This is a genomic window from Streptomyces sp. NPDC059874, assembly GCF_042731135.1.
Lineage (GTDB): Bacteria > Actinomycetota > Actinomycetes > Streptomycetales > Streptomycetaceae > Streptomyces.
In genome coordinates this window covers 24,853-51,387 of the sequence record NZ_JBHWJY010000063.1, presented here as the reverse complement: position 1 = coordinate 51,387, position 26,535 = coordinate 24,853, and the positions used below count along the sequence as shown (strand labels likewise).

General features: G+C 71.9%; 23 protein-coding genes. 12 read left to right on the top strand and 11 right to left on the bottom strand.

The features are described 5' to 3' along the window. Window positions 1–334 precede the first annotated feature (334 nt). On the bottom strand, window positions 335–1,444 hold the full coding sequence (locus ACFV9H_RS29545; RefSeq protein WP_385404059.1) for a hypothetical protein: 1,110 nt from the start codon (window positions 1,442–1,444) through the stop codon (window positions 335–337). Window positions 1,445–1,519: 75 nt separating this feature from the next. Between ACFV9H_RS29545 and ACFV9H_RS29540 the strand changes: the two genes are divergently transcribed. Together ACFV9H_RS29540 and ACFV9H_RS29535 are read left to right on the top strand one after the other, a co-directional pair. After that, on the top strand, window positions 1,520–2,677 hold the full coding sequence (locus ACFV9H_RS29540) for a cystathionine gamma-synthase (RefSeq protein ID WP_385404057.1): 1,158 nt from the start codon (window positions 1,520–1,522) through the stop codon (window positions 2,675–2,677). 187 nt (window positions 2,678–2,864) lie between these two features. After that, window positions 2,865–3,317: a hypothetical protein gene (locus ACFV9H_RS29535; protein WP_385404055.1), complete on the top strand. Its 453-nt coding sequence runs from the start codon at window positions 2,865–2,867 to the stop codon at window positions 3,315–3,317. Between the two features lie 15 nt (window positions 3,318–3,332). On the opposite strand, the gene ACFV9H_RS29530 is transcribed toward ACFV9H_RS29535, so the two are convergent. The 3 genes from ACFV9H_RS29530 to ACFV9H_RS29520 all read right to left on the bottom strand — a co-directional run bounded on the left by ACFV9H_RS29530 (window position 3,333) and on the right by ACFV9H_RS29520 (window position 4,594). After that, window positions 3,333–3,587: a hypothetical protein gene (locus ACFV9H_RS29530; protein ID WP_385404052.1), complete on the bottom strand. Its 255-nt coding sequence runs from the start codon at window positions 3,585–3,587 to the stop codon at window positions 3,333–3,335. Beyond that, window positions 3,584–3,991: a sigma factor-like helix-turn-helix DNA-binding protein gene (locus tag ACFV9H_RS29525; RefSeq protein WP_385404050.1), complete on the bottom strand. Its 408-nt coding sequence runs from the start codon at window positions 3,989–3,991 to the stop codon at window positions 3,584–3,586. The genes ACFV9H_RS29530 and ACFV9H_RS29525 overlap by 4 nt, the downstream gene beginning before the upstream one ends. A gap of 81 nt (window positions 3,992–4,072) precedes the next feature. Then, entirely contained in the window at window positions 4,073–4,594 is a 522-nt protein-coding gene (locus tag ACFV9H_RS29520) for a MarR family winged helix-turn-helix transcriptional regulator (protein WP_385404048.1), read from the bottom strand. Window positions 4,595–4,937: 343 nt separating this feature from the next. Between ACFV9H_RS29520 and ilvA the strand changes: the two genes are divergently transcribed. From ilvA to ACFV9H_RS29505, 3 genes are all read left to right on the top strand, one after another. Beyond that, window positions 4,938–6,170 (top strand): threonine ammonia-lyase, encoded by a 1,233-nt coding sequence (gene ilvA / locus ACFV9H_RS29515; protein WP_385404045.1) that lies wholly within the window; start codon window positions 4,938–4,940, stop codon window positions 6,168–6,170. A gap of 164 nt (window positions 6,171–6,334) precedes the next feature. Then, a complete protein-coding gene (locus tag ACFV9H_RS29510) occupies window positions 6,335–7,393 on the top strand; it encodes an ATP-binding cassette domain-containing protein (RefSeq protein ID WP_385404043.1) in 1,059 nt (352 codons plus the stop codon). Between the two features lie 2 nt (window positions 7,394–7,395). Beyond that, window positions 7,396–8,265 (top strand): ABC transporter permease, encoded by an 870-nt coding sequence (locus ACFV9H_RS29505; RefSeq protein WP_385404064.1) that lies wholly within the window; start codon window positions 7,396–7,398, stop codon window positions 8,263–8,265. A gap of 80 nt (window positions 8,266–8,345) precedes the next feature. Here ACFV9H_RS29505 and greA read toward each other — a convergent pair whose 3' ends face one another. Both greA and ACFV9H_RS29495 read right to left on the bottom strand, forming a co-directional pair. After that, window positions 8,346–8,843, bottom strand: a complete 498-nt coding sequence (gene greA / locus ACFV9H_RS29500; protein WP_365178271.1) for a transcription elongation factor GreA — start codon at window positions 8,841–8,843, stop codon at window positions 8,346–8,348. A 237-nt stretch (window positions 8,844–9,080) separates the two neighbouring features. After that, window positions 9,081–9,494 carry a DUF4307 domain-containing protein gene (locus ACFV9H_RS29495; RefSeq protein WP_385404040.1) on the bottom strand — a complete coding sequence of 138 codons (414 nt, stop codon included), beginning with the start codon at window positions 9,492–9,494 and terminating at the stop codon, window positions 9,081–9,083. Window positions 9,495–9,602: 108 nt separating this feature from the next. Between ACFV9H_RS29495 and mca the strand changes: the two genes are divergently transcribed. Further along, entirely contained in the window at window positions 9,603–10,484 is an 882-nt protein-coding gene (mca, locus tag ACFV9H_RS29490; RefSeq protein WP_385404038.1) for a mycothiol conjugate amidase Mca, read from the top strand. Between the two features lie 2 nt (window positions 10,485–10,486). Then, complete coding sequence (locus tag ACFV9H_RS29485; RefSeq protein WP_385404035.1) at window positions 10,487–10,714, top strand: hypothetical protein; 228 nt, start codon at window positions 10,487–10,489, stop codon at window positions 10,712–10,714. A gap of 69 nt (window positions 10,715–10,783) precedes the next feature. Here the strand turns inward: ACFV9H_RS29485 and ACFV9H_RS29480 are convergent, their stop codons facing one another. The 5 genes from ACFV9H_RS29480 to ACFV9H_RS29460 form a co-directional block, all read right to left on the bottom strand. Then, window positions 10,784–11,980 (bottom strand): MFS transporter, encoded by a 1,197-nt coding sequence (locus ACFV9H_RS29480; protein WP_385404033.1) that lies wholly within the window; start codon window positions 11,978–11,980, stop codon window positions 10,784–10,786. 6 nt (window positions 11,981–11,986) lie between these two features. Continuing rightward, window positions 11,987–13,186 carry an argininosuccinate synthase gene (locus ACFV9H_RS29475; RefSeq protein WP_385404031.1) on the bottom strand — a complete coding sequence of 400 codons (1,200 nt, stop codon included), beginning with the start codon at window positions 13,184–13,186 and terminating at the stop codon, window positions 11,987–11,989. 2 nt (window positions 13,187–13,188) lie between these two features. After that, on the bottom strand, window positions 13,189–14,643 hold the full coding sequence (gene argH / locus ACFV9H_RS29470; RefSeq protein WP_385404028.1) for an argininosuccinate lyase: 1,455 nt from the start codon (window positions 14,641–14,643) through the stop codon (window positions 13,189–13,191). After that, window positions 14,640–15,254 carry a GNAT family N-acetyltransferase gene (locus tag ACFV9H_RS29465; protein ID WP_385404026.1) on the bottom strand — a complete coding sequence of 205 codons (615 nt, stop codon included), beginning with the start codon at window positions 15,252–15,254 and terminating at the stop codon, window positions 14,640–14,642. Before ACFV9H_RS29465 ends, argH begins: the two co-directional genes overlap by 4 nt. A gap of 349 nt (window positions 15,255–15,603) precedes the next feature. Continuing rightward, window positions 15,604–18,873 carry a tetratricopeptide repeat protein gene (locus tag ACFV9H_RS29460; protein ID WP_385404023.1) on the bottom strand — a complete coding sequence of 1,090 codons (3,270 nt, stop codon included), beginning with the start codon at window positions 18,871–18,873 and terminating at the stop codon, window positions 15,604–15,606. Between the two features lie 158 nt (window positions 18,874–19,031). Here ACFV9H_RS29460 and ACFV9H_RS29455 point away from each other — a divergent pair, with 158 nt between their 5' ends. From ACFV9H_RS29455 to ACFV9H_RS29435, 5 genes are all read left to right on the top strand, one after another. Next, a complete protein-coding gene (locus ACFV9H_RS29455; RefSeq protein ID WP_385404021.1) occupies window positions 19,032–19,811 on the top strand; it encodes a DUF4344 domain-containing metallopeptidase in 780 nt (259 codons plus the stop codon). 27 nt (window positions 19,812–19,838) lie between these two features. Then, the gene (locus ACFV9H_RS29450; protein ID WP_385404019.1) at window positions 19,839–21,893 is read left to right on the top strand and encodes a thioredoxin domain-containing protein; all 2,055 of its coding nucleotides are present in this window, start codon (window positions 19,839–19,841) and stop codon (window positions 21,891–21,893) included. Between the two features lie 275 nt (window positions 21,894–22,168). Then, on the top strand, window positions 22,169–23,572 hold the full coding sequence (locus ACFV9H_RS29445) for a glycosyltransferase (RefSeq protein WP_385404016.1): 1,404 nt from the start codon (window positions 22,169–22,171) through the stop codon (window positions 23,570–23,572). Further along, the gene (locus ACFV9H_RS29440; RefSeq protein WP_385404013.1) at window positions 23,569–25,353 is read left to right on the top strand and encodes an ArnT family glycosyltransferase; all 1,785 of its coding nucleotides are present in this window, start codon (window positions 23,569–23,571) and stop codon (window positions 25,351–25,353) included. Before ACFV9H_RS29445 ends, ACFV9H_RS29440 begins: the two co-directional genes overlap by 4 nt. 6 nt (window positions 25,354–25,359) lie before the next feature. Further along, entirely contained in the window at window positions 25,360–26,532 is a 1,173-nt protein-coding gene (locus tag ACFV9H_RS29435) for a glycosyltransferase (RefSeq protein WP_385404011.1), read from the top strand. Window positions 26,533–26,535 lie beyond the last annotated feature (3 nt).

The window sequence follows — 26,535 nt, the reverse complement described above, 5'->3', positions numbered from 1 at the left end:
GCAGGACGAGCGCGCAACCATGGCTCAGCAGCCGGGATGACCCTCAGTGCGCGAGGACGAGGAGACGCCCCGGAGGGACACCGCGGACCAACCCGGACAATCAAGACCCGCCCGGGGGGACATACCCAGCCCCGCCGGCGATTGAGGCGCGGGGTGGACCCGAGGGTCGAGATCCCGCCCGGGGACACCACCCCAGCCTCGCCGGCGTTTGAGGCGCGGGGTGTGGGGCGGAGCCCCACCAGCCGGGCCGAGACCCCGCCCGGGGGGCCATCCCGGCCTCGCCGGCGATTGAGGCGCGGCGGCCGAGACCCCGGAGCGGCGGCGCACCGGACCCCTAGTGGGGAAGCGTGGCCGGGGAGCCGCCGTTCGCCTCGTAGCCCGCCACCGCCAGCGCCCGGAACACCGCGTAGTGCTCCGCCGGGTCCGGCGAGGCCGACCACGGGAGGGCGCCCACGTAGCCGTCCACGTGCCGGACCTGCTCCATCGCCTCCGCCCAGCGCTTCATGTTCACCAGGAACGACAGCAGCAGGTGCCGTACGTGCGCGAGCATCGGGTCGTCCGGCCGCGCCGTGTGCACCGCGTACAGCGCGCCCTCCACCGCCCGCGTCACCACCGCGCTCTGGTAGAAGCTGCCGGTCAGGACCACGTCCGGCAGGTTCTCGTACACCGAGAACAGCGGCAGCGCCGCCAGCAGCGAGCCCTGCGGGGCGCGCGCCGCGGCAGCGTGCGCGAAGGCGTCCGCCTTCTCCCGCGAGCCGTGCCACTTCTCGCACCAGTAGTGCAGGGCCGCCAGATGCGCGCCCATGTGCGCCGGAGCCCGGTCGATGACCTTCGCCCAGAGCACGTCGAACTCCGCTTCCGAGTACGCCAGACCGCGCGCGATCGCCAGCTCCGTGATGTACGGGACCGGGTCCCCCGGCGCGAGCAGCGAGGCCTTGCGGCACGCCTCGCGGGCCTCCTCCAGGATGATCCGGTGATCGGTGGTACCGACCCCGCCCGAGGCCCGCCACGCCTGCTGCACCAGCAGCTCCGCGTGCACCTGCGCGCCGCCCGCGTCCTTCTCCGCCTCCAGCCGCCACGCCTTCAGCCACTGCGCGCCCACACCCGGCTGCTGTACGAGCTCCAGCGCCGCGGACCCGCCGAAGGCCTGAACGCGCTGCCAGCGCTGCTCGCCCTCGGCCGGGGTCCCGGCGAGCAGCTGGGACGCCGCCTGCCACTGGCCGGTGCGCTGCACGTTGTCGAGGGCGTCCATCAGGTCCTGGTCGGGCCCGGGGATCCGGATGTCCAGGTCCTCCTGCCGGTCGAACCCGTAGTCGGCCGGGTCGGCCGCGTCAGGGCTGCTCGGCGAGACCAGGCGCAGACCACCGCCGCGCTTGCGCCGTACGAACACGGCGACGATGACCGCGATCCAGGCGATCGAGAACAGCAACCACACAATCTCCATGGCTCAAGCGAACCAGACCGAGGGGGCCGCAGGCCAATAGGGGGGCCGACCCCAGGCGGGGCATAGCATCGGACCATGAGCGACGACAGCCACGAGCACCAGAGCTTCGAGACCCGCGCGATCCACGCGGGCAACACGGCGGACCCGCTGACCGGCGCGGTCGTACCCCCGATCTACCAGGTCTCCACGTACAAGCAGGACGGCGTCGGCGGGCTGCGCGGCGGCTACGAGTACAGCCGCAGCGCCAACCCGACCCGCACCGCGCTGGAGGAGAACCTCGCGGCACTGGAGGGAGGCCGGCGCGGGCTGGCCTTCGCGTCCGGGCTCGCCGCCGAGGACTGCCTGCTGCGCACACTGCTCTCCCCGGGCGACCACGTGGTCATCCCGAACGACGCGTACGGCGGCACCTTCCGCCTCTTCGCGAAGGTCGTCTCCCGTTGGGGCGTGGAGTGGTCGGTGGCCGACACCTCCGACGCGGACTCTGTGCGGGCCGCCCTCACCCCGAAGACCAAGGTCATCTGGGTCGAGACCCCCTCCAACCCGCTGCTCGGCATCACCGACATCGCCGTCGTCGCCGACATCGCGCGGACGGCCGGCGCCAAGCTGGTCGTTGACAACACCTTCGCGTCGCCCTACCTCCAGCAGCCGCTGTCGCTGGGTGCGGACGTTGTCGTGCACTCGCTGACGAAGTACATGGGCGGGCACTCGGACGTGGTCGGCGGCGCGCTGGTGACCGCGGACGCGGCGCTGGGCGAGGAACTCGCCTACCACCAGAACGCGATGGGCGCCGTGGCCGGGCCCTTCGACTCGTGGATCGTGCTGCGCGGCATCAAGACGCTGGCCGTGCGCATGGACCGGCACGCGGAGAACGCGGCGAAGGTCGTCGATCTGCTGACCCGGCACCCGAAGGTGCACAAGGTCCTCTACCCGGGCCTGCCGGACCACGCGGGGCACGAGGTGGCGGCCAAGCAGATGCGCAACTTCGGCGGCATGGTGTCCTTCTGCGTCCTCGGCGGCGAGGAGGCGGCGGTCGAGGTCTGCAACCGGGCGAAGCTGTTCACGCTCGGGGAGTCGCTGGGCGGCGTCGAGTCGCTGATCGAGCACCCGGGGCGGATGACGCACGCGTCGGTGGCCGGCTCGGCGCTCGAGGTCCCGGCGGACCTGGTGCGCCTGTCGGTGGGCATCGAGAACGCGGACGACCTCCTGGCGGACCTGACCCAGGCGCTGGGCTAGGCACCTGGTTGGGCGTCGGGCGGCGGTAGACCGCCCCTGAGTGACGAGGCCGCAGCTCCCCGGGCTGCGGCCTCGTCGTGTGTCGTCCGCGGCCTCGACGCTGAAGATCCGGATTCCGCCCTCAAAGCCGGTGTTCATATGTCAATCTCACTTCGCTCGTAAACCCTTCATGAGATTGGCCGCACCCATGCCGAAGAAGCACGCCGTACGCCTGCTCACCGCCGTGATCATCGCCGGATCAGGTCTCACCGCCTGCTCGCAGACGAATTCCGACACCCCGGAAGCCAAGCCGAGTTCGCCGGCAGCCGCGGCGAGCACCCCCGCGGCCGGCGCCCAGCCCACCCCCAGCGCCACGCCGAGCGTCGTGGTCAACGGCAAGCAGAAGCCGGCCGACCTTCCCGCCGGCCTCCCCCTGCCCCAGGGTGAGCTGACCTCGGTCACCGGCACCACCGGCACCTACGTACTCACCTACACCACCTCCGACGCGACCTCCGCGCTCGCGGCCTACGCCACCGCCCTCGAATCCGCCGGATACGAGCTGGACCGTTCCCCGTCGGTCGTCCACGCCGTCAAGGCGAACGTCAACGTGATGGTGACCAAGACCCCGGCCGCGCTGCAGGTCGCGCTCGTCGCGGAGTAGTCGCACCCCCCGGGGCTACCAGCCCTCCAGGGGTGGGGAGATGCCGCTCGGTGGGGTGGCCCAGGGGCGGGTCAGGGTCGCCCAGACCGTGAAGGCGACCGCCGCCGCGAAGAGAACGGCCCAGCCGAACCGGCGGAGCGCGCGCCGCCGGCGCAGCAGGCGGTCGCCGCGGGCCGCCGCGCCCGCGGCCAGGCCCGGTGGGACCACCGGGTACGGGCCCTCCAGCAGGCGCCGCACCTGGGCTTCCTTCCGGTCCGGGAGCCCGCTCACCGCAGCTCCGCCACGGCCCGGTTGCACAGCACCCGGACCCGTTCGGGCGGCAGGCCCAGCTGAGCCGCCGTGACCTCCTCCGCGACCCCTTCGTAGATCCGCAGGACGAGTACGAGCCGCTCCAGCGGGCTCAGCCGGGCCAGCACCCCGGTGCCCCGGTGGTGGCGCCGGCCGGTACGGGCGAACGCCGCGCACAGTTCCTGGCGGGTGAAGTCGTACGGGTCGTCCCCGCGCACGCGCTGCCAGTTCGCGTACGTCCGGGCCAGCGCCCCCGCCAGCAGCCGCCGGGCCGCCTCCGGTTCGCCGGTCAGCAGGATCGCGACGTGCAGGAGCCGCCCCGCCGCGCCCGCGACGAAGCCCTCGAACTCCATGTAGGGGCCCGTCCGTTGGTCCACCGCCCGCATGGTTCACATAGTGCGGGCAGCGGGACCGTCCCGGTCAAGGGTTCTGACGCCGCCGGATCACGCGCCGGATCACGCGCCGTTTCAAGAGGCCGGGCCGGCGTCGGCCACGGCCGCCATCAGCTCGGACAGCGACAGGTTGAAGCGCGTCAGCAGCGCCGTGAAGGATTCGCGCTCCTCCTCGCTCCACCCCTCCGTCACCCGCGCCATCAGCTCGCGTCGCGAGGAACGGACCTCCTCCAGCCGGGTCAACCCCCGCGGGGACAGCGCGAGGACCACGGCCCGCCCGTCCTCGGGGTGCGAAGTCCGCTTGACCAGGCCGCTGTCGACGAGCGGCGCGACCTGCCGGGTGACCGTGGAGGAGTCGATGCCCATGCCGCCGGCGAGCGCCTTGACACCCATCGGGCCCTCCAGGTCGAGCCGGTTGAGCAGCAGGTACGCGGCCCGGTCCATGGAGTTGCGGGCCTGGCCGACGCCGCCCAAGCGGGTCTGCTCGGCGCGGCGCGCGAAGACGGCGACCTGGTGCTGGAGCGCGTCGAGGAGACCCGCTCCGACGGGCGCGTCGGGCGCCGCGGGCAGGTCGGAATTGGCCGGGGAGGAAGGCATGGCCGTGGGCTCTCTTCGCGTGGGTCCGACAAGGATGGGGGACAGAGTACGCGGCCGTGCGGCGGCTCGTACGCCCTGTTTGACAACTGGTACGGCGGGTGGGGAGCGAGGTCGAGGGCCCGCCCGGGTTGGCCGGATTTCGCCCTGCCGGGCTCTGCCCGGGCCCGGCTGTTTCAGCCCTCGCCGGCGTTTGAGGCGTGGGGTCCCCCCGGACGGGGGGAGGGTCCGGGGCGGGAGCCCCGGGGAACCCCGGCTCCGCCCGGACCCGCGCCTCACATGCCGGCGAGGCTGGATGGGCCCGGCCCTGTCGCGCGCCGCGCCGCGGACCGGCGAGACTGGCGGCATGAACTACCGAGTGCCCCAGCCCGTTCCTCAGGTCATCCTCGACGACATCCGCGGAGCCCAGAAGATGCTGTCGGGCGTCTCCCGGGTCACCCCGATGGAGGGCAGCCGGTACCTCTCGTCCCTCACGTTGTCCCCGGTCCACCTCAAGTGCGAGAACCTCCAGCGCACCGGCTCCTTCAAGCTGCGCGGCGCGTACGTGCGCATCGCGGGCCTGCGCCCCGAGCAGCGGGCCGCCGGTGTGGTGGCGGCCAGCGCGGGCAACCACGCGCAGGGCGTGGCGCTGGCCTCCTCCCTGCTGGGGGTGCGTTCCACGGTGTTCATGCCGGTCGGGGCGCCGCTGCCGAAGGTGGCGGCGACCCAGGAGTACGGCGCCGAGGTGCGCATGCACGGGCAGGTCGTCGACGAGACCCTCGCGGCCGCCCAGGACTACGCGGACCGCACGGGGGCGGTGTTCATCCACCCCTTCGACCACCGCGACATCATCGCGGGCCAGGGCACGGTGGGCCTGGAGATCCTGGAGCAGTGCCCCGAGGTGCGGACCATCCTCGTCGGCATCGGCGGCGGCGGCCTCGCGGCGGGCGTCGCGGTGGCGGTGAAGGCGCTGCGGCCCGACGTGAAGGTCATCGGCGTGCAGGCGGCGGGCGCGGCCGCGTACCCGCCCTCGCTGCTGGTCGGGCACCCGGTGTCCATCGACAACCCGACGACGATGGCGGACGGCATCAGGGTGGGCCGCCCCGGTGACGTCCCGTTCAAAATCATTGGCGAGCTGCTCGACGACGTGCGTACGGTCTCGGAGGACGCGCTCTCCAGCGCCCTGCTGCTCTGCCTGGAGCGGGCGAAGCTGGTGGTCGAGCCGGCCGGGTGCAGCCCGGTGGCCGCGCTGCTGAGCGAGCCCGAACTGTACGACGGCGGGCCGGTGGTGGCCGTCCTGTCCGGCGGGAACGTCGACCCGCTGCTGCTCCAGCGGATCCTGCGGCACGGTATGGCCGCGGCGGGCCGGTACCTGTCGCTGCGGCTGCGCGTGGCCGACCGGCCGGGGGCCCTGGCCGGTCTCCTGGGGGTGTTGTCAGTGGTGGATGCGAACGTGTTGGACGTGAGCCACGTGCGGACCGACCCGCGGTTGGGGCTCACGGAGGTGGAGGTGGAGCTGCACCTGGAGACGAAGGGCCCGGAGCACTGCGCGGAGGTCGCGCGCTCGCTGCACAGCGCCGGATACAAGGTGATGAGTTAGCCGGCGGTACGCGACATAACGCGATAGCGTGCGCCCGGGTGAGCGGGGGATCCCCCGTTCGGCCGGGCGATGGATACCCGGCGCCCATATGATCTGCCTAGGAATGCACCGAATAGACCGAATGCACCGATTCTGCTGGCCCGATTCGCACTGGGAGAATCCGTATGCCAGGCGCCATTTACGCCGAAGGTCTGGTCAAGACCTTCGGTGATGTACGGGCTCTGGACGGCGTGGACCTCGATGTTCCCGAAGGCACCGTCCTGGGTCTGCTCGGCCCGAACGGCGCGGGCAAGACCACGACCGTACGCGTCCTGACCACCCTCCTCCGGCCCGACAGCGGCAACGCCGTCGTCGCCGGGATCGACGTACTCAAACACCCCAACGAGGTCCGCCGGGCCATCGGCCTCTCCGGCCAGTTCGCCGCCGTCGACGAATACCTCACCGGCCGCGAGAACCTCCAAATGGTCGGCCGGCTCTACCAGATGAAGGCCAAGGCGGCGAAGGCCCGGGCCGACGAGCTGCTCGAACGCTTCAGCCTCGCCGACGCGGCCGACCGCACCGCCAAGACCTACTCGGGCGGCATGCGCAGGCGCCTCGACCTCGCCGCCGCCCTCGTTGTCAGTCCGCCCGTGATGTTCATGGACGAGCCGACCACCGGCCTCGACCCCCGCAACCGCCAGCGGCTGTGGGCGATCATCAAGGAACTGGTCGCGGGCGGCACCACCCTGCTGCTCACCACCCAGTACCTGGAGGAGGCCGACCACCTCGCGCACGACATCTGCGTGGTCGACCACGGCAAGGTCATCGCCCGCGGCACTTCCGACCAGCTCAAGGCCCGCACCGGCGGCGAGCGCGTGGAGGTCGTCGTCCACGAACGCGAGCACATCACCACCGCCCGCGAGGTCCTCGCCGGCTTCGGCAAGGGCGAGACCACGGTCGAGGAGCACACCCGCAAGCTGACCGTGCCGGTCTCCGGCGGCGCCAAGCTGCTCGCCGAGGTCATCCGCGAACTGGACGGCCGGGGCATCGAGATCGACGACATCGGCCTGCGCCGCCCCACCCTCGACGACGTGTTCATATCCCTGACCGGCCACGCCGCCGAACGCGAAGCGGACGAGAACGACGAGAACGGCGAGAACGGCGACGGGCACGAGAGCGGCGACGGCCCCGCGGCCGCGGCCAAGGGCCGCAAGGCGGCGGCGCGGAAGGAGACGGCCAAGTGACCATCACCTCCCCGAACCCGAACCCGAACCCGAACCCGGAGCTGACCGCACCGCGCCCGCGCGGCGGCATCGTCCAGGGCGTCAACGACTCCCTGGTCATCGCCAAGCGGAACCTGATCCGGATGTCCCGGATCCCCGAGATGATCATCTTCGGCGTGATCCAGCCGGTCATGTTCGTCGTGCTCTTCAGCTACGTCTTCGGCGGCTCGATCGCCGTCGGCGGCAGCACCTCGCCCGAGGCCTACCGCGAGTTCCTGATGGCCGGCATCTTCGCCCAGACCGTCACCTTCGCCACGGCCGGCGCCGGCGCGGGCATCGCGGACGACATGCACAAGGGCCTCATCGACCGCTTCCGCTCCCTGCCCATGGCCCGCGGCGCGGTCCTGACCGGCCGCACCCTCGCCGACCTCGTCCAGACCACGCTCACCCTGGTCGTCCTGGCCGTGGTCGCGCTGATCGTCGGCTGGCGCACCCACACCAACATCGGCGAGGTCCTCGCGGGCTTCGCCCTGCTGCTCCTGCTCGGCTACGCCTTCTCCTGGATCGGCGCGCTGATCGGCCTGTCGGTGCGCACCCCGGAGGCGGCCACCTCGGGCGGGCTGATCTGGCTCTTCCCGCTGACGTTCATCTCGAACGCCTTCGTGCCCTCCGAGAACATGCCGGCCTTCCTGCGGCACATCGCGGAGTGGAACCCCTTCAGCGCCACCGTCCAGGCCGCCCGAGAGCTCTTCGGCAACCTCCCCGAGGGGTACCCGGTCCCGGAGGCCTGGCCGATGCAGCACCCGGTGATCGCCTCGATCCTCTGGTCCGTGCTGATCATCACGGTCTTCCGGACCCTGGCGGTCCGCAAGTACCGCTCGGCGACCGCGTAGAACCGTACGCGCGCGCCACGCGCCGATGCCCGGCCGGAATCATCCGGCCGGGCATCGGCGTATTGCGAAAGGGAGGGTGATCAGCCGGTGAAGGGCTTGACGTCAAGGATCTTGACCGAGGCCTTCTTGCCGTTCGGCAGCTCGTACTCGGCGTCCTCGCCGATCGCCTTGCCCATGACACCGCTGCCCAGAGGGGACTGCGGGGAGTACGTCTCGAAGTCCGCGGACGCGTACTCACGGGAGGCCAGCAGGAACTCCATGGTGTCGTCCTCGTCGCCGTCGAAGGCGATCTTGACGAGAGTGCCGGGTGCCACCACGCCGTCGGACGCGGGTGCCGTCCCGACCTTGGCGTTCTCCAGCAGCTGAGTGAGCTGGCGGACGCGCAGCTCCTGCTTGCCCTGCTCCTCCTTGGCCGCGTGGTAACCGCCGTTCTCGCGCAGGTCGCCCTCCTCGCGGGCGGCTGCGATCTTCGTGGCGATCTCCGTGCGTGCGGGACCAGAGAGGTAGTCCAGCTCCGCCTTCAGCTGGTCGTACGCCGCCTGGGTCAGCCAGGTGACGCTCTCGCTCGTCTGGGTCACGGGTGCTCCTCGTCGGTACAGGGGACTACATAGCCGCCAGCGGCGGGCGAAACCACGAGCCTAACAATTCGGGAAGAAAAGGGGGAGGACCCAAGCGCATCCTTGGCATCCGGAACGCCCCCGATCGCCTCGCCGACCCCGTCCCCGGGCGCGTACAGGGCCGCGCTCGTCACGAAGCGGAGTCGAACGGCTCCGGCCCCTACAGGCCGGACCGGCCGGGCGCGGCGGACGTATCCGTCAGCGCCCGAAGGTCGCCGGCTGGCAGCCGACCAGCTCGATCATCGCGGCCCGCGCGGTGGTCTTCAGCGACACGACCTCGTCCACCCGCGCCTCGGACTGCGCGAACGTGAAGTCGGCACGGCCCACCTCGCCGTGCTCCTTGTCCTGCGAGGTGACGGTGCACACCCCGGTGGCCGAGGCCTCCTTGCGCACCTCCAGGTGCACCTTCACCTCGGTGTCGGAGACCACCTGGAACTTGATCACCTCGGCGCTGACGCTCTGCCCGGCCATGTAGTCCCAGCCGATCCAGCCGATCACACCGAGCAGCACGACGCCCAGCGCCGCCCCGACGATCTTGAGCTTCCGGTCCGCACGCTCGTCCGCCGACCGGCCGTACCGGCCCTCGGGCAGCCCCTCGCGCACCGCACTCATGATCGTTTCCTCTCGCTGGGGAAGGGTGAGGCACCCCCGGAATTTTCCGCCCCCCGGTTCGGTCACTATAAGAGTCGACCGTCGCGCCGAAACACAGAGGATCCTGTCTTGACCGAGCAGCTTCGACTGATGGCCGTCCATGCCCACCCCGACGACGAGTCGAGCAAGGGCGCGGCCACCATGGCCAAGTACGTGTCCGAGGGGATCCCGGTGCTGGTCGTCACCTGCACCGGTGGCGAGCGCGGGTCCGTCCTGAATCCCAAGCTCCAGGGCGACAAGTACATCGAGGAGAACATCCACGAGGTCCGCGCCCGGGAGATGGACGAGGCCCGCGAGATCCTCGGCATCGAGCAGGAGTGGCTCGGATACGTGGACTCCGGGCTGCCGGAGGGCGACCCGTTGCCGCCGCTGCCCGAGGGCTGCTTCGCGCTCGCGGACGTCGACGAGGCCGCCGGCGAGCTGGTCAAGAAGATCCGCGCGTTCAAGCCGCAGGTCGTCACCACGTACGACGAGAACGGCGGCTACCCGCACCCCGACCACATCATGACCCACAAGATCTCCATGGTGGCCTTCGACGGCGCGGCCGACACCCGGAAGTACCCGGAGGCCGAGTTCGGCCCGGCGTACCAGCCGCAGAAGCTCTACTACAACCAGGGCTTCAACAAGCCGCGCACCATCGCCCTGCACGAGGCGCTGCTCTCGCGCGGCATGGAGTCCCCGTACGGGGAGTGGCTGGAGCGGTGGAAGGAGTTCGAGCGCAAGGAGCGGACCCTGACCACCCACGTGCCGTGCGCCGACTTCTTCGAGATCCGTGACAAGGCGCTCATCGCGCACGCCACGCAGATCGACCCGGACGGCGGCTGGTTCCGCGTCCCGATGGACGTCCAGAAGGAGGTCTGGCCGACGGAGGAGTACGAGCTGGCGAAGTCGCTCGTCAACACTTCCCTCCCCGAGTCCGACCTCTTCGCGGGCATCCGGGAGAATGCGTAGTCATGAGCGCTACGCAGGCAGCAATCACCCAGTTCCTTCCGCTGGCGGCCGACACCTTCGACAAGAACAAGGTGACCCCCGGAATCCTGGGCTTCATCGTGTTCGCGGCCCTCGCCGTCGGCGTGTGGGCGCTGATGAAGTCGATGAACCGGCACATGGGCAAGGTCAACTTCGAGGAGGCCCCGGAGCCGGGCCCCGCCGCCGCACCCTCGCCGGAGCGGGCGAAGTAACACCGCGTCGAGCACCGCCGCCCACCCGGAAAGCCGGGTGGACGGCGGATCCCGCGCGCCCGGCCGGGCTCAGTCGCCGGCGCGGGTACGGCCCGACGCGAAGCCCACCGCGGTCACCGCCAGCGCGACGAGCCACAGCGCCGCCAGCGCGTACGGCATGCCGCTCTCGCCCAGCCAGTCCGCGGCGGCCCCCGCGTACGGCGGGCCGATCACCCCGCCGATGCCCCACACGATCGCGAAGGCCGTATTGCCCAGCAGCAGGCTGCTGCCGCGCAGGCCCTCCCCGAGCAGGGTCAGCACGATCGGATACCCGGCGAAGGCGACACCGCCCCACAGCGCCACCATCGGCCACAGCCACAGGCCGCTGCCCACGAACACCGGCAGCAGCAGTGCCCCCGCCGTGCCGACGACCAGGGTCAGCATCAGCGCGGATCGCGCGCCCACCCGGTCGGCCAGCCAGCCCACCGGGTACTGGAACAGCATCTGGCCGATCAGCAGCACCGTCAGGGTGAACGCCGCGTGCCCCGGGCTCAGGCCCGCGCGCTCCCCGTAGAGCGGGATGAACTGCAACGTGACCGCGTCGAACACCGACACCGCCAGCACCGCCACCAGCAGCACGGACAGCAGCCGCACCAACGCCCGCACCGGCACCTTGCCCTCGGCGGCCATCGCCGGGATGCGGTGCCTGCTCGACCACAGCGGCCACAGCGCGACCAGCGGGCTGATCACCGCCACCGTCAGCGCCGCGCCCTGCGAGTTGCCCGTCAGGGTGAGCACCGAGGGGCCCACGCAGAAACCCAGCGCGAGCACCGAGGTGTACGCCGTCAGCAGGCGGCCGCGCCCCGCCGCGTCGGCGATCTCGCTGATCCACGTCTCGCTGAGGATGAACATGGCGACCGCGCACGTCCCCAGCAGGAACCGCAAGCCGAACCACAGCCACAGGCTGTCGGTGAACGCCAGCGCCCCCAGGGTCGCCGAGGCCCCCACCGAGGCGGCCGACATCGCCGCCCAGGCCCCCCAGCGGCGTACCGCGGCCGGGATCAGTACGGCGGACAGCACCATGCCCAGCGGGGTCATCGCACCGTTGAGGCCCACCAGCGACCCGGAGGCCCCCTGCCGCTCCAGCATCAGCGCGAACAGCGGATAGGTGATGCCGAGGGTCACCCCGAACACCCCGATGACCACGATCGGGCCGATGGCCTGGGCGCGCCCGCGGGGAGCGTCCGTGCGGTGCCCCTGGAGCGGTCCCGCGAGTTGGTCCGACATCGGCGATCAGCCGTTCACGGTGTTCCACACCCGGCTGGGCAGGCCGAATATGTCGATGAACCCTTCGGCGCTGGACTGGTCGAAGGTGCAGTCCCGGCCGTAGGTGACCAGCTCGTGCCGGTACAGCGACCGTTCGGCGGAGCGCGCGGCGACGCTCGCGCTCCCCTTGTAGAGCTTGAGGCGGATCTCCCCCGTCACGTACCGCTGCGTCGACTCGACGAAGGCGTCCAGGGCCGCCCGCAGCGGGCCGTGCCACAGGCCGTCGTAGACCGTCTTGGCGTACGAGGCCTCCAGCGGCAGCTTGTGCGCGAGCACGTCGGCCGGCAGCACCAGCTGCTCCAGCTCGCGGTGCGCCCGGATGAGCAGCAGCATGCCCGGGGCCTCGTACAGCTCGCGGGACTTCACGCCCACGACACGGTTCTCCAGCATGTCGATCCGGCCGATGCCGTGTCGGCCGCCCACCGCGTTGAGCTGCTCCATCAGCTCCAGCGGGGCGAGCCGTACGCCGTTCAGCGCGACCGGAACGCCGGCCTCGAAGCCGACGGTGACGTACTCGGCGCTCTCCGGGGCCTGCTCGGCGGGCCGGGTGAGGCTCCAGACCTCTTCCGTGGGCTCCCAGGACAGGTCCTCGATCAGCCCGGCCTCGACATTGCGGCCGAGGATGTTGAGGTCGATCGCCCAGGGCTTCTCCTTGCTGACGTGCGGGGCGATGCCGAACTTCTCGGAGTACGCGATGGTGTCGGCGCGGCTGAAGCCCCATTCCCGGGCCGGGGCCAGGATCTTCAGCCCGGAGTCCAGCAGGGCCACCGTCAGGTCCAGGCGCACCTGGTCGTTGCCCTTGCCCGTGCAGCCGTGGGCCACGGCGCCGCAGTCGTAGGTGTGCGCGGCCTCCACCAGCAGGTCGCCGATGAGCGGGCGGCCCAGTGCGGAGGAGAGCGGGTACTGGCCGTCGTACAGGGCGTTCGCCTTCACCGCGGGGAAGCCGTACTCGCGGACGAACCGCTCCTTGGCGTCGACGACCACACTGACGTCCGCGCCGGCCAGGAGGGCCTTCTCGCGGATGGGCTCCAGTTCGTCGCCCTGGCCGAGGTCGGCGGCCATCGCGACGATGAACTCGCAGCCCATCTCGTGGCGCAGGTAGGGGATGCACGCGGTGGTGTCGACCCCGCCGGAGTAGGCGAGCACGACACGCTTGGCCGAGGCCATGATCAGACTCCTTGGTCGGGACGGGACGACAGCGGGGAAGCGGAGGGAGCGGAGGGCAGCAGCGCGGCGTTGCGCCGGCGCAGCTCGGCGGCGGCCGCGCGGACCAGCTCGGGAGCCGTCCCGCCCGGGGAGCGACGGCGGCGGACGGCATGGTCGACGGTGAGCACTTCGGCGGGCATCCCCGCCAGCCGGGCGTCGTACGAGGCGAGCTCCTCGGCGGTGGCGTGCCGCAGCTCCTTGCCCTGCACCTGGAGCCACTTGACCAGACCACCCACGACGCTGTGCGACTCGCGGAACGGCAGCCCCCGGTCGGTGACCAGCCAGTCGGCGAGATCGGTGGCGACCGCGTTGCCCAGTTCGGCCGCGAACCGGGTGCGCTCCGGTACGAAGGTGATGCCGCGCAGCATGGCTGCCGCGCTGCGCACGATCAGCTCCAGCTGGTCGGCGGAGTCGAAGAGGGCCTCCTTGTCCTCCTGCATGTCCCGGCTGTAGGCGAGCGGCAGGCCCTTCATCACCGTCAGCAGCGCCATCAGATTGCCGAAGATGCGGCCGGACTTGGCGCGCATCAGCTCCGGCAGGTCCGGGTTGCGCTTCTGCGGCATGATCGAGGACCCGGCGCACAGGTCCTCGGGCAGCGTGATGAACCCGAACTGGGGGGTGCTCCACAGCACGAGTTCCTCGCCGAGGCGGGAGACGTGCACGGCCAGCGTGGCTCCGGCGGAGAGGTAGTCCAGGATGAAGTCGCGGTCGGACACCGCGTCCAGGGAGTTGCGGGTGATGGTGTCGAAGCCGAGACGGCGAGCGGTCGAGACCGGGTCGATGGGGTAGCCGGTGCCGGCGAGGGCGGCGGCGCCCAGGGGCGATTCGGCCAGCCGGCGGCGGGCGTCCCGCAGCCGGTCGCGGTCGCGCAGGAACATCTCGCCGTAGGCCAGGAGGTGATGGCCGATCGTCACCGGCTGAGCACACTGCAGGTGCGTGAAGCCGGGCATCACGTCGGCGTGGTGGGTCTCGGCGCGCTCGGCGAGGACGTCGATCGCCGCGCCCAGCAGTCCGTCGAGGCGGTCGATCGCGTCGCGCACCCACAGCCTGGTGTCCACGGCGACCTGGTCGTTGCGGGAGCGGCCGGTGTGCAGATGGCCGGCCACGGGCCCGATCAGCTCGCGCAGCCGGGACTCGATGTTCATGTGGACGTCCTCGAGCGCCGGATCGAAGACGAAGGTGCCCGCGGCGATCTCGGCACGGACCTTTTCCAGGCCGCCGCTGATGGTTTCGGCGTCAGCGGGGGAAATCACGCCGGTTTCGCCGAGCATCAACGCGTGCGCGACCGATCCGTCGATGTCCTGGAAAGCGAGCCGCCGGTCGAAACGGACGGATGCGTTCACTTCTTCCAGCAGCGAGTCGCCGCCGGTAAGCCAACCACCCCACAGCGCCGATTCGGGCGCGCCGGTGTCGCTCATTTACTCGGTTCCTTTTTCGTTTCGAGGAGGGCCACTTTGAAGGTGAAGGAGCAGTCGAGCTCCCGTCGCTTGCGACGCATTTCCCGTATCCGGTAAATATTCGACAACCATTGCGCCTTGTAGATCGATCTCAGGTAGATCGAGCGGCCCGGCCTGCCGCGCACGAAAGAATCTTCGTCGGGAAAGACCTCGAAACCCGCCGAGCGGACCATGGTCTCCATCGCCCCCTCCGCGGAGAAGAAGAGGAGCTGCCGCTTCCTCGAGGGAGCCAGTGTGCGCAGCGCCCCGCCCAGCAGCAGCCGGCCGTAGCCGCGCCCGCGGTGGGCTTCCAGTACGAACACCACCGCGATCTCACACCAGTTGCCGGCCAGGTGGTGCGTGAGCAGCGCACCGAGCAGCTCGCCGGAGGTGAGGTCCACCAGGACGAAGGTGTCCCGGCGCCCCGTCCACTCGGCCGTGCTGTACCCCGTGATCTTCGGTGAGCGGCGAATTTGAGCCATTACTTCGGCTGCTTCGGGCCGGGTGAGTGGGCGCCGCTGTAATTCCACTTCCCGAGTCTGCGGGTCGGCGGCCGTTCCGGCCTCTCTGACCAGCATTGGCTGGGTGGGCAATGTGATTCTCCATAACCTCCGGTCCGCGGGTACGCGGGCATGCCGGAGTGGCCTGAAATATGTGCAGGTTCCGTGAAGGTGCGAAGCGAGCATCACGTGTCGCCGACGCTCCTGTCAACGATGTCTCTTGCATCGGACATTGCCTGCGGCTTGCTGCTCGCATTCGTGGCGGTGACCTGTACGTTTCCTTGCCGGGAAGTAGCGGAGTGTCGCATTCCCGACATGAAATGGCCGAAACGGAAGGCCGCCCGTTGAATTACGGGACGATCGCCGCCGGGCGCGGGCGGGCAGTCGGCCGTCCGCCCGCGCCCTGCTCGCGTCCGGTCCGCGCCCGGCCCCGCCCCGCCCGCTACGCCGGCCCGGAGGGCAACGGCACGCCGATGATCTCCCGCGCCTGGAGGTTCGGGACCAGGCCCAGACGCCACGCCTGCCAACCCTCCGTCGGGTCCACGCCCCGGCCCAGGATCACCCCGTACGTCTCCAGGCAGTCCTCCAGCCGCCCGTCCCTCGCCGGATGCGGCGCCGCCGCCAGCCGGGCCAGCTCCGCCCGCGCCTCCTCCGGCGCCGACGGCACCGCGTACGGCAGCATCGTGCAGCGCAGGAAGCGGGCCCAGTCCTCCCCGCGCCGGTCTCCGTACGAGATGAACAGCCGCACCGCCTCCTCGCACTGGCCCAGCGCCTGCGCGACCCGGCCGTTGCCCGCGTCCACCACCGCCAGCTCCACGCACGTCCACGCCTCGCCGTGGGCCAGCCCGATCCGCCGGAAGTCCGCCCGCGCGTCCACCAGCAACTGCCGGGCGAAGCCGGAGTTGCGCAGGTTGCCCGTCTGCGCCGCCCGCTGGTCACGCGTCACCCGGCCCGAGTGGTGCCGGGCGTGCGCCAACCCGTACACGTCCCGCATCCGCGAGAACATCGTGCGCGCCCGCTCCAGCTCCCGTACCGCCCGATCGCGCTCCCCGGCCTCCTCCAACGCCTGCCCGAGGTGGTACAGCGTCCACGCCTCCCCGCGCGCGTCCTCCGCCTCCCGGTGCCGGGCCAGCGCGTCGCGCAGCCGCTCCAGCGCCGCCCCCGAATCCCCGTCCACCACCCGGGCCCGGCCCAACTGCGTCAGCGCCCACGCCTCACCGCGGTCGTCGCGGGTGCGCCCGTACAGATCCAGGGCCAGCCGCAGCTCCGACTCCGCCCGCTCCACGTCGCCGTACCGCAGGTGCACCTGGCCCAGCTGGAAGTGCGCCCACGCCTCCCCGTGCACGCTCTCGCTCTCCCGGTGCAGGGCCAAGGACCGCTCCAGCAGGGACGCGGCCTCCGCCAGCCGGCCCAGGTCCCGCTCGACGGCCGCCAGCGCGTGCAGGCCCCACGCCCGGTCACCCGCCAGCTCCGCCGGCTCCTGCAACACCAGGGCCTCCCGGATACGGGCCGCCGCCTCGGGGAGATTGCCCTGGTGGTGCAGGGTGATGCCGAGCGAGACCAGCGCCATCGCCGCCCCCGCCTCCTGGTGCGCCTCCATGTACTGGTCCACCACCGAGGTCAGCGTGGTGCGGGCCTTGTCCAGCTCACCCAGCTGGCGCGCCGCGATGCCCGTACGCCACTGCACCGAGCGCACCAGCCGCCCCTGCCGGTCCCCGGCCTCCCCGTCCCCGCCGCCGTCCCCGGCCCGGCCGGCCGCCACCGCCTGCGTGAGCTCGTCGATCTCACCCAGCCGGTACAGGTCCCCGCGCAGCAGACAGAAGTCGCACAGCGCGCCCAGCAGGTCCAACACCGTCTGCTGGTCCACCCCCTCGGAATGCCGCAGCGCCGCCGTGATGAAGCTCGACTCGTCGTCCAGCCAGCGCAGCGCCGCGTCCAGCGAGGTGAAACCGTGCACGCCGAACTGATTGGCCCGCGTCGACATCTTCCCGTCGACCATCCGGATCACCGAGTCCGCGAGCTGCGCGTACACGCGGATCAGCCGCTCGTGCGCCGCCACCGCGCGCTCCCGGTCCTCGTCCGCCGCGAGCCGCGCCGCCGCGTACGCCCGCACCGCGTCGTGCATCCGGAACCGCTGACCGCGCACCCGCTCGATCAGCCCCGCCTCCCACAGCTCCTCCAGCATCCGCAGCGCCGCCGTCTCCGGTACGTCGGCCAGCGCGGCCGCCGCCGCACCGCCGAGCGACGCCCGCCCGGCCAGCGGCAGCCGCCGCAGCAGCTGCCGCGCCGGCTCGGCCAGTCGGGCATCGGCCGCGGCCAGCGCGGCCTCCACCGGATGCGAACCCCCCGCCTCGGGGACCGCGCCCGCACGGGCCAGCGGCGCCAGCATCCGCACCGCGAGGGGCAGCCCGCCGCTCAGCCCCACGGCGGCCGCGACGGCATCCGGGTCCGCCTCCCGCGCCCCCTCCTCCGGACGGGCGTCCCGGACCAGCTCCGCCGCGTCCGCCCGCTCCAGCCGCTCCACCGGCAGCTGGTACACCCAGGCCGCCAGATCCTCGGGCAGCTCCAGCGGCTCCCGCGCCGTCACCAGCACCAGGCTCTCCGAACGCTCCGGCACCAGCATCCGCACCTGCGCCGCGTCCACCGCGTCGTCCAGGACCACCGTCACCGGGAGCCCCTGCAAGTGCTGGTGGTACAGCTCGCCGAGGCGCCGCACCTGCTGCTCCGCCGAAGCCCCCTCGCGGAACAGCAGCTGCTCACGGGGAGCGCCCAGCCGGTTCAGCAGGTGCAGCAGCGCCTCCCGCGTCGACAACGGCGCCTCCGCCCCGGGCGACCCGCCCCGCAGGTCCACCACGCACGCGCCCTTGAACTGGTCCCGCAGCCCGTGCGCCGCCCGCAACGCCAGGGCCGTGCGGCCCACACCCGGCTCGCCGTGCAGCACCACGACCACCGGCCGCGTCTCCGTACTGGCCCGCGCCGCCTGCACCCACTGCGCGATCCGGGTCAACTCCGCCCGCCGGCCCGCGAACAGCCCGGCCGGCTGCGGGAGTTGCCCGAACGACTGCTCCAGCGCACTGCGCCGCCGGGCCTCCGCGCTGCGGTCCGTCCCGCGAAGCTGCGGCGCGGGCCTGGCCGTCACGGGCCGCGGCGCCCGGGCCGCCGCGGCGACCTTCCGCTGCTGCTCCAGGAAGGGCCGAATGCCGCGCACCTCCAGCGCCGACAGCCACTGCAGCCGTAGCTGCTCCGGCCCGCCCGGCCGTCCCAGCTCACCGGCCCGCCGGTTCGCGGCCGGCAGGTGCAGGGCGGTCGCCTTCGCCACCGTCGCCACCGCCCCGGCGATGCCCACGACGGCCCCCACGGTCAGCGCCGTACCGGCCGCGACCCCGAGCGCGAGGTCCGTCCCGACGGCGGTGGCGGCGGCAACCGCCGTCACCACCACCGCCGTTGACGTGTTGCCCCGCCGGAAGGCCTCCCCGAGCGAGGCGTCCCCGGCCGCCGCCTCGTCCAGGGCCCGCACGTACGCCTCGTACTCCGGCGCCGCACTCGCGGCGAGCGCGTCCAGCGCCTCCTTGCCGCGCGCCAGCAGGGCCGCCCCATCGACGGCGACGACGGCCGCGCCGGCCACCCCGCCCGTGCCGGCGCCCCGCCGAACCTCCTCGTCGACGGCCCGCCCCAACAGCCGCTCGGCCTCACCGCGATGGCTGTCCCGCATCGGCATCCCCCTCAGAGAGCTCCGGCAACGTGTCACAAGTGTCCGCCGGTACGGGCCATCGCGCGAGGCAATCTGAGCTAGATCAGAGGGAGTTGGCCATTCCCGGAACCAACCTGCCGTCATCCCCCGTTGTTCGAAGCAACGGGAACGGGGGCCTGGTGACGGTACGAGAGATCCGCGCGGTGTGGCGAGGGCTCGCTGTCCTGGCCGGCTGCGTGGCGGGGGCGCTCCTGGTGTGGGCGACGACCGGCTTCGAGCAGGAGCTCCCCGACAAGGGCTTCGTCCTGCGCTACGAGAAGCCCGCGGCGGCCGACCGTGAAGAGCGCCGCTTCCTGCAGGACCGGGGACTCCCCGAGTCCACCCTCGCCGACCTCAACGCGTACGTCGACCTCCCCTACCGGGTCACCGTCGTCGCCCGCTCCTGCTCCGGCGAAGGCACCGCCTACGACCAGGCCGAACGCCAGATCGACCTCTGCTACGACGACCTCGCCGAGGAACGCGAAGCGTTCGAACACGCCGAGTCCCCGCACCCGGACGAGGACCTCGCCGAGGTCGTCCGCGAAACCCTCCACCACGAGGCGGGACACGCCCTCCGGGACGCGCTCGACCTCCCGGAAGAGGACGACCGCGCCGAGGAGGACGCCGCCGACCGCTTCGCCCAGCTGATGCTCCTGCGCGGCCACCCGGAGGGCGAGGACACCCTCCTGACCGCCGCCCGCGCCTACGACCTCGCCGCCGCGGCCGACCCCACCCCGGACCCCGCCGACGAACACGCCCCACCGGCCACCCGCGCCGAATCCCACCGCTGCGCGGTCCACGGCCATGCCCCGTCCCGCCACCCGGAGCTCGCCACCCCGGCCCGCACCCACTGCACCGCCACCTGGACCGCCGCCCGCGACGCCTGGACCCGCGACCTGACCCCGCTCCTTCGTCGTTGATCCGATCCCGTGCGGCAGGATGGCCCCATGCCGAACCGCCTCGCGAACGAGACCTCCCCCTACCTGCTCCAGCACGCCGACAACCCCGTCGACTGGTGGCCCTGGTCGCCGGAGGCCTTCGCGGAGGCGCGTGAGCGCGGTGTACCCGTTCTGCTAAGCGTTGGGTATAGCTCGTGCCATTGGTGTCACGTCATGGCCGGCGAATCCTTCGAGGACGAGCCCGCCGCGGCCTACATGAACGAACACTTCGTCAACATCAAGGTCGACCGCGAAGAGCGCCCCGACGTCGACGCCGTCTACATGGAGGCCGTGCAGGCCGCCACCGGGCAGGGCGGGTGGCCCATGACCGTGTTCCTCACCGCCGACGCCGAGCCCTTCTACTTCGGGACCTACTTCCCGCCCGAGCCCCGGCACGGGATGCCCTCCTTCATGCAGGTCCTCGAAGGCGTGCGGACCGCCTGGGTGGGGCGACGCGAGGAGGTGGCCGAGGTCGCGGGGAAGATCGTACGGGACCTGGCCGGGCGGCAGTTGGACTACGGGAAGGCCGGGACGCCCGGGCCCGAAGAGCTCGCGCAGGCGCTGCTCGGGCTGACGCGGGAGTACGACGCCGCGCGCGGCGGGTTCGGCGGGGCGCCGAAGTTCCCGCCGTCCATGGTGCTGGAGTTCCTGCTGCGGCACCACGCGCGGACCGGGTCCGAGGGGGCCCTGCAGATGGCCGCCGACACCTGCGAGGCCATGGCGCGGGGGGGGATCTACGACCAGCTCGGCGGCGGGTTCGCGCGGTACTCCGTGGACCGGGAGTGGGTCGTCCCGCACTTCGAGAAGATGTTGTATGACAATGCGCTGCTTTGTCGGGTCTATGCGCACCTGTGGCGGACCACCGGGTCCGATCTCGCCCGCCGGGTCGCCCTGGAGACCGCCGACTTCATGGTCCGGGAACTGCGCACCGAGCAGGGCGGGTTCGCCTCCGCGCTCGACGCCGACAGTGAGGACCCGGTCAGCGGGAAGCACGTCGAAGGGGCCTACTACGCCTGGACCCCCGCGCAGCTGCGCGAGGTGTTGGGTGAGGCGGACGGGGATCTGGCCGTCGCGTACTTCGGGGTGACGGAGGAGGGGACGTTCGAGCACGGGAAGTCCGTGCTGCAGCTGCCCCAGGACGGGCCGACGGCGGACGCCGACAGGATCGCCGGTGTCAGGGCGCGGCTGCTCGCCGCGCGGGGTGCGCGGCCCGCGCCCGGGCGGGACGACAAGGTCGTCGCCGCCTGGAACGGGCTGGCCATCGCGGCCCTCGCCGAGTGCGGGGCGTACTTCGAGCGGCCCGACCTGGTCGAGCGGGCCACCGAGGCCGCCGATCTGCTGGTGCGGGTGCACATGGATGGCAAGGCCCGGCTGGCGCGGACCAGCAAGGATGGGCACGTGGGCGCCAACGCCGGGGTGTTGGAGGACTACGGCGATGTCGCCGACGGGTTCCTCGCCCTGGCGGCGGTGACCGGCGAGGGGGTCTGGCTGGAGTTCGCGGGGTTCCTCGTCGACCTGGTCCTGGACCGGTTCACCGCCGAGGACGGGTCGCTGTACGACACCGCGCACGACGCCGAGAAGCTGATCCGTAGGCCGCAGGACCCCACCGATACCGCCGCACCGTCCGGCTGGACCGCCGCCGCCGGCGCGTTGCTCTCCTACGCCGCCCACACCGGGTCGGAGGCCCACCGTACGGCGGCCGAGCGGGCGCTCGGGGTGGTGCACGCGCTCGGGCCGCGGGCGCCGCGGTTCATCGGGCACGGGCTGGCGGTCGCGGAGGCGTTGCTCGACGGGCCGCGCGAGGTGGCGGTCGTCGGCCATCCGGAGGACCCGGCCCGTGCGGTGCTGCACCGGACGGCGTTGCTGGGGACGGCTCCCGGGGCGGTGGTGGCGGTCGGGCTGCCGCGGGCGGCGGACGGCAGCGGGGGCGAGTTCCCCCTGTTGGCCGAGCGTGTACTCGTGCACGACCTCCCGACGGCGTATGTGTGTCGACATTTCGTCTGCGCGCGGCCTACGACGGATCCGGTCGAGCTGGGTGAGCAGTTGGGTACGGTTCGTCCCTGAAGGGACTGGAGTGCCGTCAATTCCGTTTGGTTATGAGGGAGTTCGGAAACCGGGTTTTTATCGATAGAGCACCTGAGTGTCATGTTCACTGTCTAATCTCGTGTCTTCGAGAGTTGTCGGAGAGTGGCCGGAAGGTCACCGCGACCGCGCACTGGGGGGTGCGCGCACGAGGGGGAAGCGGAAGCTGGGGGCGGTGGGCCGGGGGGCCCGCCGTGAGCTTCCGGTGGGCTTGACGATCGCCGCTTGGGGTTGCGGCGTGCCTGTGGGGGGATGCTGTGTACACCGCTGTGTTCATTACGGTCATTTCGCTTGCGCTCTTCGGGATAGCCGCGTTCACGCTCTGGTGGCAGATGCACGCGTGGCGGACCCCCGAGGTGCTCGCCTCGACCCGCTTCGACCGCCCCGACGGGGGCGGCCACCTGGCGTTTTCCCTGCTGCTGCCGGCCCGCCACGAGCAGGCGGTCCTGGAGCACACCATCGACCGGCTGCTGGAATCGAGCCACACCGACTACGAGATCATCGTGATCGTCGGGCACGACGACCCGGAGACGGCGGCGGTCGCCGAACGCGCCGCGGGTCGTGCGCCCGACCGGGTACGGGTCGTCGTCGACCACCACGAGACCAAGAACAAGCCCAAGGCCCTCAACACCGCCCTCCCGCACTGCCGGGGCGACATCGTCGGGGTCTTCGACGCCGAGGACCAGGTCCACCCCGAGCTGCTCGCACACGTGGACCACGCCTTCCGCTCCACCGGCGCCGACGTGGTCCAGGGCGGGGTCCAGCTCATCAACTTCCACTCCAGCTGGTACAGCCTGCGCAACTGCCTGGAGTACTTCTTCTGGTTCCGCTCCCGGCTGCACCTGCACGCCGAGAAGGGCTTCATCCCGCTCGGCGGCAACACCGTCTTCGTGCGCACCGAGGTGCTGCGCGAGGCCGACGGCTGGGACCCGAACTGCCTCGCCGAGGACTGTGACCTGGGCGTGCGGCTGTCGTCCGTCGGCAAGAAGGTGGTCGTCGCGTACGACTCCGACATGGTGACCCGCGAGGAGACGCCCGGCTCGCTGATGAGCCTGCTCAAGCAGCGCACCCGCTGGAACCAGGGCTTCCTCCAGGTGTACAGGAAGAAGGACTGGCGGCAGCTGCCGGGCCGCGGTCAGCGCTGGCTGGCCCGCTACACGCTGATGACCCCGTTCATGCAGGCCGCGTCCGGGGTGATCATCCCGATCAACTTCGCCGTGGCGGTGTTCCTCGACGTACCGGTCGGGATCGCGATCATCACCTTCCTCCCGATGCTCACGGCGCTGGTGACCTTCGTCTTCGAGATCGTCGGGCTGCACGACTTCGGCCGCCAGTACGGGCTGCGCGTGCGGTTCGTCCACTACGTGAAGCTGGTGGTCGGCGGCCCGTTCTACCAGGTGATGCTCGCGGGCGCCGCGATCCGCGCGGTCTGGCGCGAGCAGCGCGGCCGCAACGAATGGGAACTGACCAGCCACACCGGCGCCCACCTCGCGGGGGCGGTTGCGTCGGAGGGTGCCGGTGCCGTGCCCGCCCCGCGCGGCACGAGCCCCGGGAGCAGCGCGTCCGCCGCCTCCGCGGCCGCCGCTTCCGCCACGGTCTCCGGTTCCGCCTCCAGCACGCCCGCCGTTTCCATCGCGATCCGAGAGGACAGCACCCAGTGACCGCCACCCTGCCCACGGCCACTGATCCCCAGCCCGGCGTGGCCTCCACGGCCCCGTCCGAGGCCACCGTAGCCGCCTCCTCCGCCACCGGTCCGGCCCAGCGCAGCGGTACGGGCGGCCTCGGCCGCCGGCCCGCTCCCGTCCGGCCGCTCGTGCGCTTCCGTTCCTCCCGCCCCGATCTGCTGCTGTGCGGGGCCCTGTTGCTGGTGATCGTCCTCGTACAGGGCTGGAACATCACCAACTTCCCGACCCTGAGCGACGACGAGGGCACCTACCTCGCCCAGGCGTGGGCCGTCCAGCAGGGCGACGGGCTCGCCCACTACACGTACTGGTACGACCATCCGCCGCTCGGCTGGATCCAGCTCGCGGGGCTGACGTACCTGCCGTCGCTCTTCGTGCCCGACTGGATGACCGTCGCGCCGATGCGGTTCTCGATGCTCGCGGTGTCCGCCGCCAGTTCCGTACTGATCTACGTGCTCGCGCGCCGGCTGTGGCTGCCGCGCTGGGCGGCCGGGCTCGCGATGGCGCTCTTCGGGCTCTCGCCGCTCTCGGTCGTGCTGCAGCGGGAGATCTTCCTCGACAACATCGCCGTGATGTGGATGCTGCTGGCGTTCTGCCTGGCCGCGTCCCCCAGCCGGCACCTGTGGCACCACTTCGGTTCCGGGCTGGCGGCCGCCACCGGCGTGCTGACCAAGGAGACGATGCTGGTGGTGCTGCCGGCGCTGCTGGTGACGATGTGGCGCCACAGCCACCGCGACACCCGCAAGTTCGCCGTGACCGGCGCCATCACCGCCTGCGCGCTGATCGGCCTGTCGTACCCGCTGTACGCCCTCCTCAACAGCGAGCTGTTGCCCGGCGCCGGCCACGTCTCGCTCATCGACGGCATCACCTACCAGATGAGCCGTCCGGGCTCCGGCTTCATCCTCACCCCCGGCTCCGGTTCGAACGGCGTGTTCCGCTCCTGGCTCTACTACGACACCGTCCTGCCGCTCGGCGGACTCGCCGGCGCCGTGCTGCTGCTCGCCACCATCCGCTGGTCGGTGACGGCCCGCGCGCTCGCCGGGCCCGCGCTGGCCTGCGTCATCCTGGCCCTCGTCGCGATGCGGCCCACCGGCTACCTCCCCGCGATGTACGTCATCCAGGCGATGCCCTTCCTCGCCCTCGTCCTCGCCGGGGGCGCGGCCAGCGTCACGCACGCCGTCCTGCGCCGCCGTCGGGCACCGGGGGAGCGGCGTCAACTGCTGTGGGCGCGCTGGGCGTTGGTCGGGGTGCTGGCCGCCTCCGCCGCGGTGTACGTGCTGCCGCGCTGGTACGACGGGAACCGCACCGCGCTCACCGTCGACGCGAACGCCCCGTACCGGCAGGCCGCGGCCTGGCTCGGCCGCGAGGTGGACGACCCCGAGCACACCCGGGTGCTGCTCGACGACGCGCTCTGGCTGGACGCCGTGCACCACGGCTTCGAGCCGGGGCTCGGGGCCATCTGGTTCTACAAGGCCGACCTCGACCCCGCGGTCACCAAGACGCTGCCGCGGGGCTGGCGGGACATCGACTACGTGGTGTCCACGCCGACCGTGCGCCGGGACGCGGTGGACCTGCCGAACGTGAGGGCCGCGCTGGAGCACTCGACCGCCGTGGCCGTCTTCGGCGAGGGGGAGGACCGCATCGAGATCCGCCGGACCGACCGCGCCGAAGGTGTCGCGCCCGCCAACGCGGCCGCCTCCGCCACCCCGGCCAACGCCGCTGTCCCCGCCACCCCCGCCGACCGCCCCACCGGGAGCTGATCGACCATGACCGAGGACCTGTGGTCCCTCCATGCCCCGGTCGAAGCGGAGCTTGCCGCTCCGGGGGCCCTGACCGACAGCGTCACCCTCATCATCCCGACCTTCAACGAGTCGGGGAACGTCGCGGAGTTGCTGCGCCGGCTCGGTGACGCGCTGCCCGAAGACCTGCCCTGCGAGGTGCTGTTCGTGGACGACTCCACGGACGACACCCCGGCCGCCATCGAGAAGGCGGCCGCCGACCACCCCTTCCGGGTCTCCGTCCTGCACCGCGAGGTGGCCGAGGGCGGCCTCGGCGGCGCGGTCGTCGAGGGCATCCGGCGGGCGGACACCGACTGGATCGTCGTCATGGACGCCGACCTCCAGCACCCGCCCCACCTGGTGCCCGAACTGGTCGGCGAGGGGGTGCGCACCGGCGCCGACCTGGTCGTGGCCTCTCGCTACATCAGCGGCGGCAGCCGGGCCGGGCTCGCCGGGAGCTACCGGATCGCCGTCTCGCGGGGCGCGACCTGGCTGACCAAGGGCCTCTTCCCGCGCGCGCTGCGCGGGATCAGCGATCCGATGAGCGGTTTCTTCGCGATGCGCCGCTCGGTGGTCACCGCGGACGCCCTGAAGCCGCTCGGCTACAAGATCCTGCTGGAGCTGGCGGTGCGCTGCCGGCCGGGCAAGGTCGCCGAGGTGCCGTTCGTCTTCCAGGACCGCTATTCCGGCGAGTCCAAGTCCACCGCCCGCGAGGGCATGCGCTTCCTGGCCCACCTGGCCTCGCTGCGCTCGGCGACCCCGCTGGCCCGGATGATCGGCTTCGGCCTGATCGGGCTCACCGGCTTCGTCCCCAACCTGGCCGCGCTGTGGCTGCTCACGCACGCCGGGATGCACTACCTCCCGGCCGAGATCGTCGCCAACCAGGCCGGGGTGCTGTGGAACTTCGTCCTCATCGAGGTCCTGCTGTTCCGTGACCGCCGCCGGCACCGGCACTGGGCGGACCGGGTCGGCCGGTTCGCGCTGCTCGCCAACGCCGATCTGCTGCTGCGCATCCCGCTGATCGCGGTGTTCGTCGCCAAGTGGGGGATGGCGGTGCTGCCGGCCACGGCCCTCGCGCTGGTCACCACCTTCGTGCTGCGGTTCGTGGCGACGGAGGCCCTCGTCTACCTGCCGCGCAAGGGGCGCGCCACCACGAGCTGACAC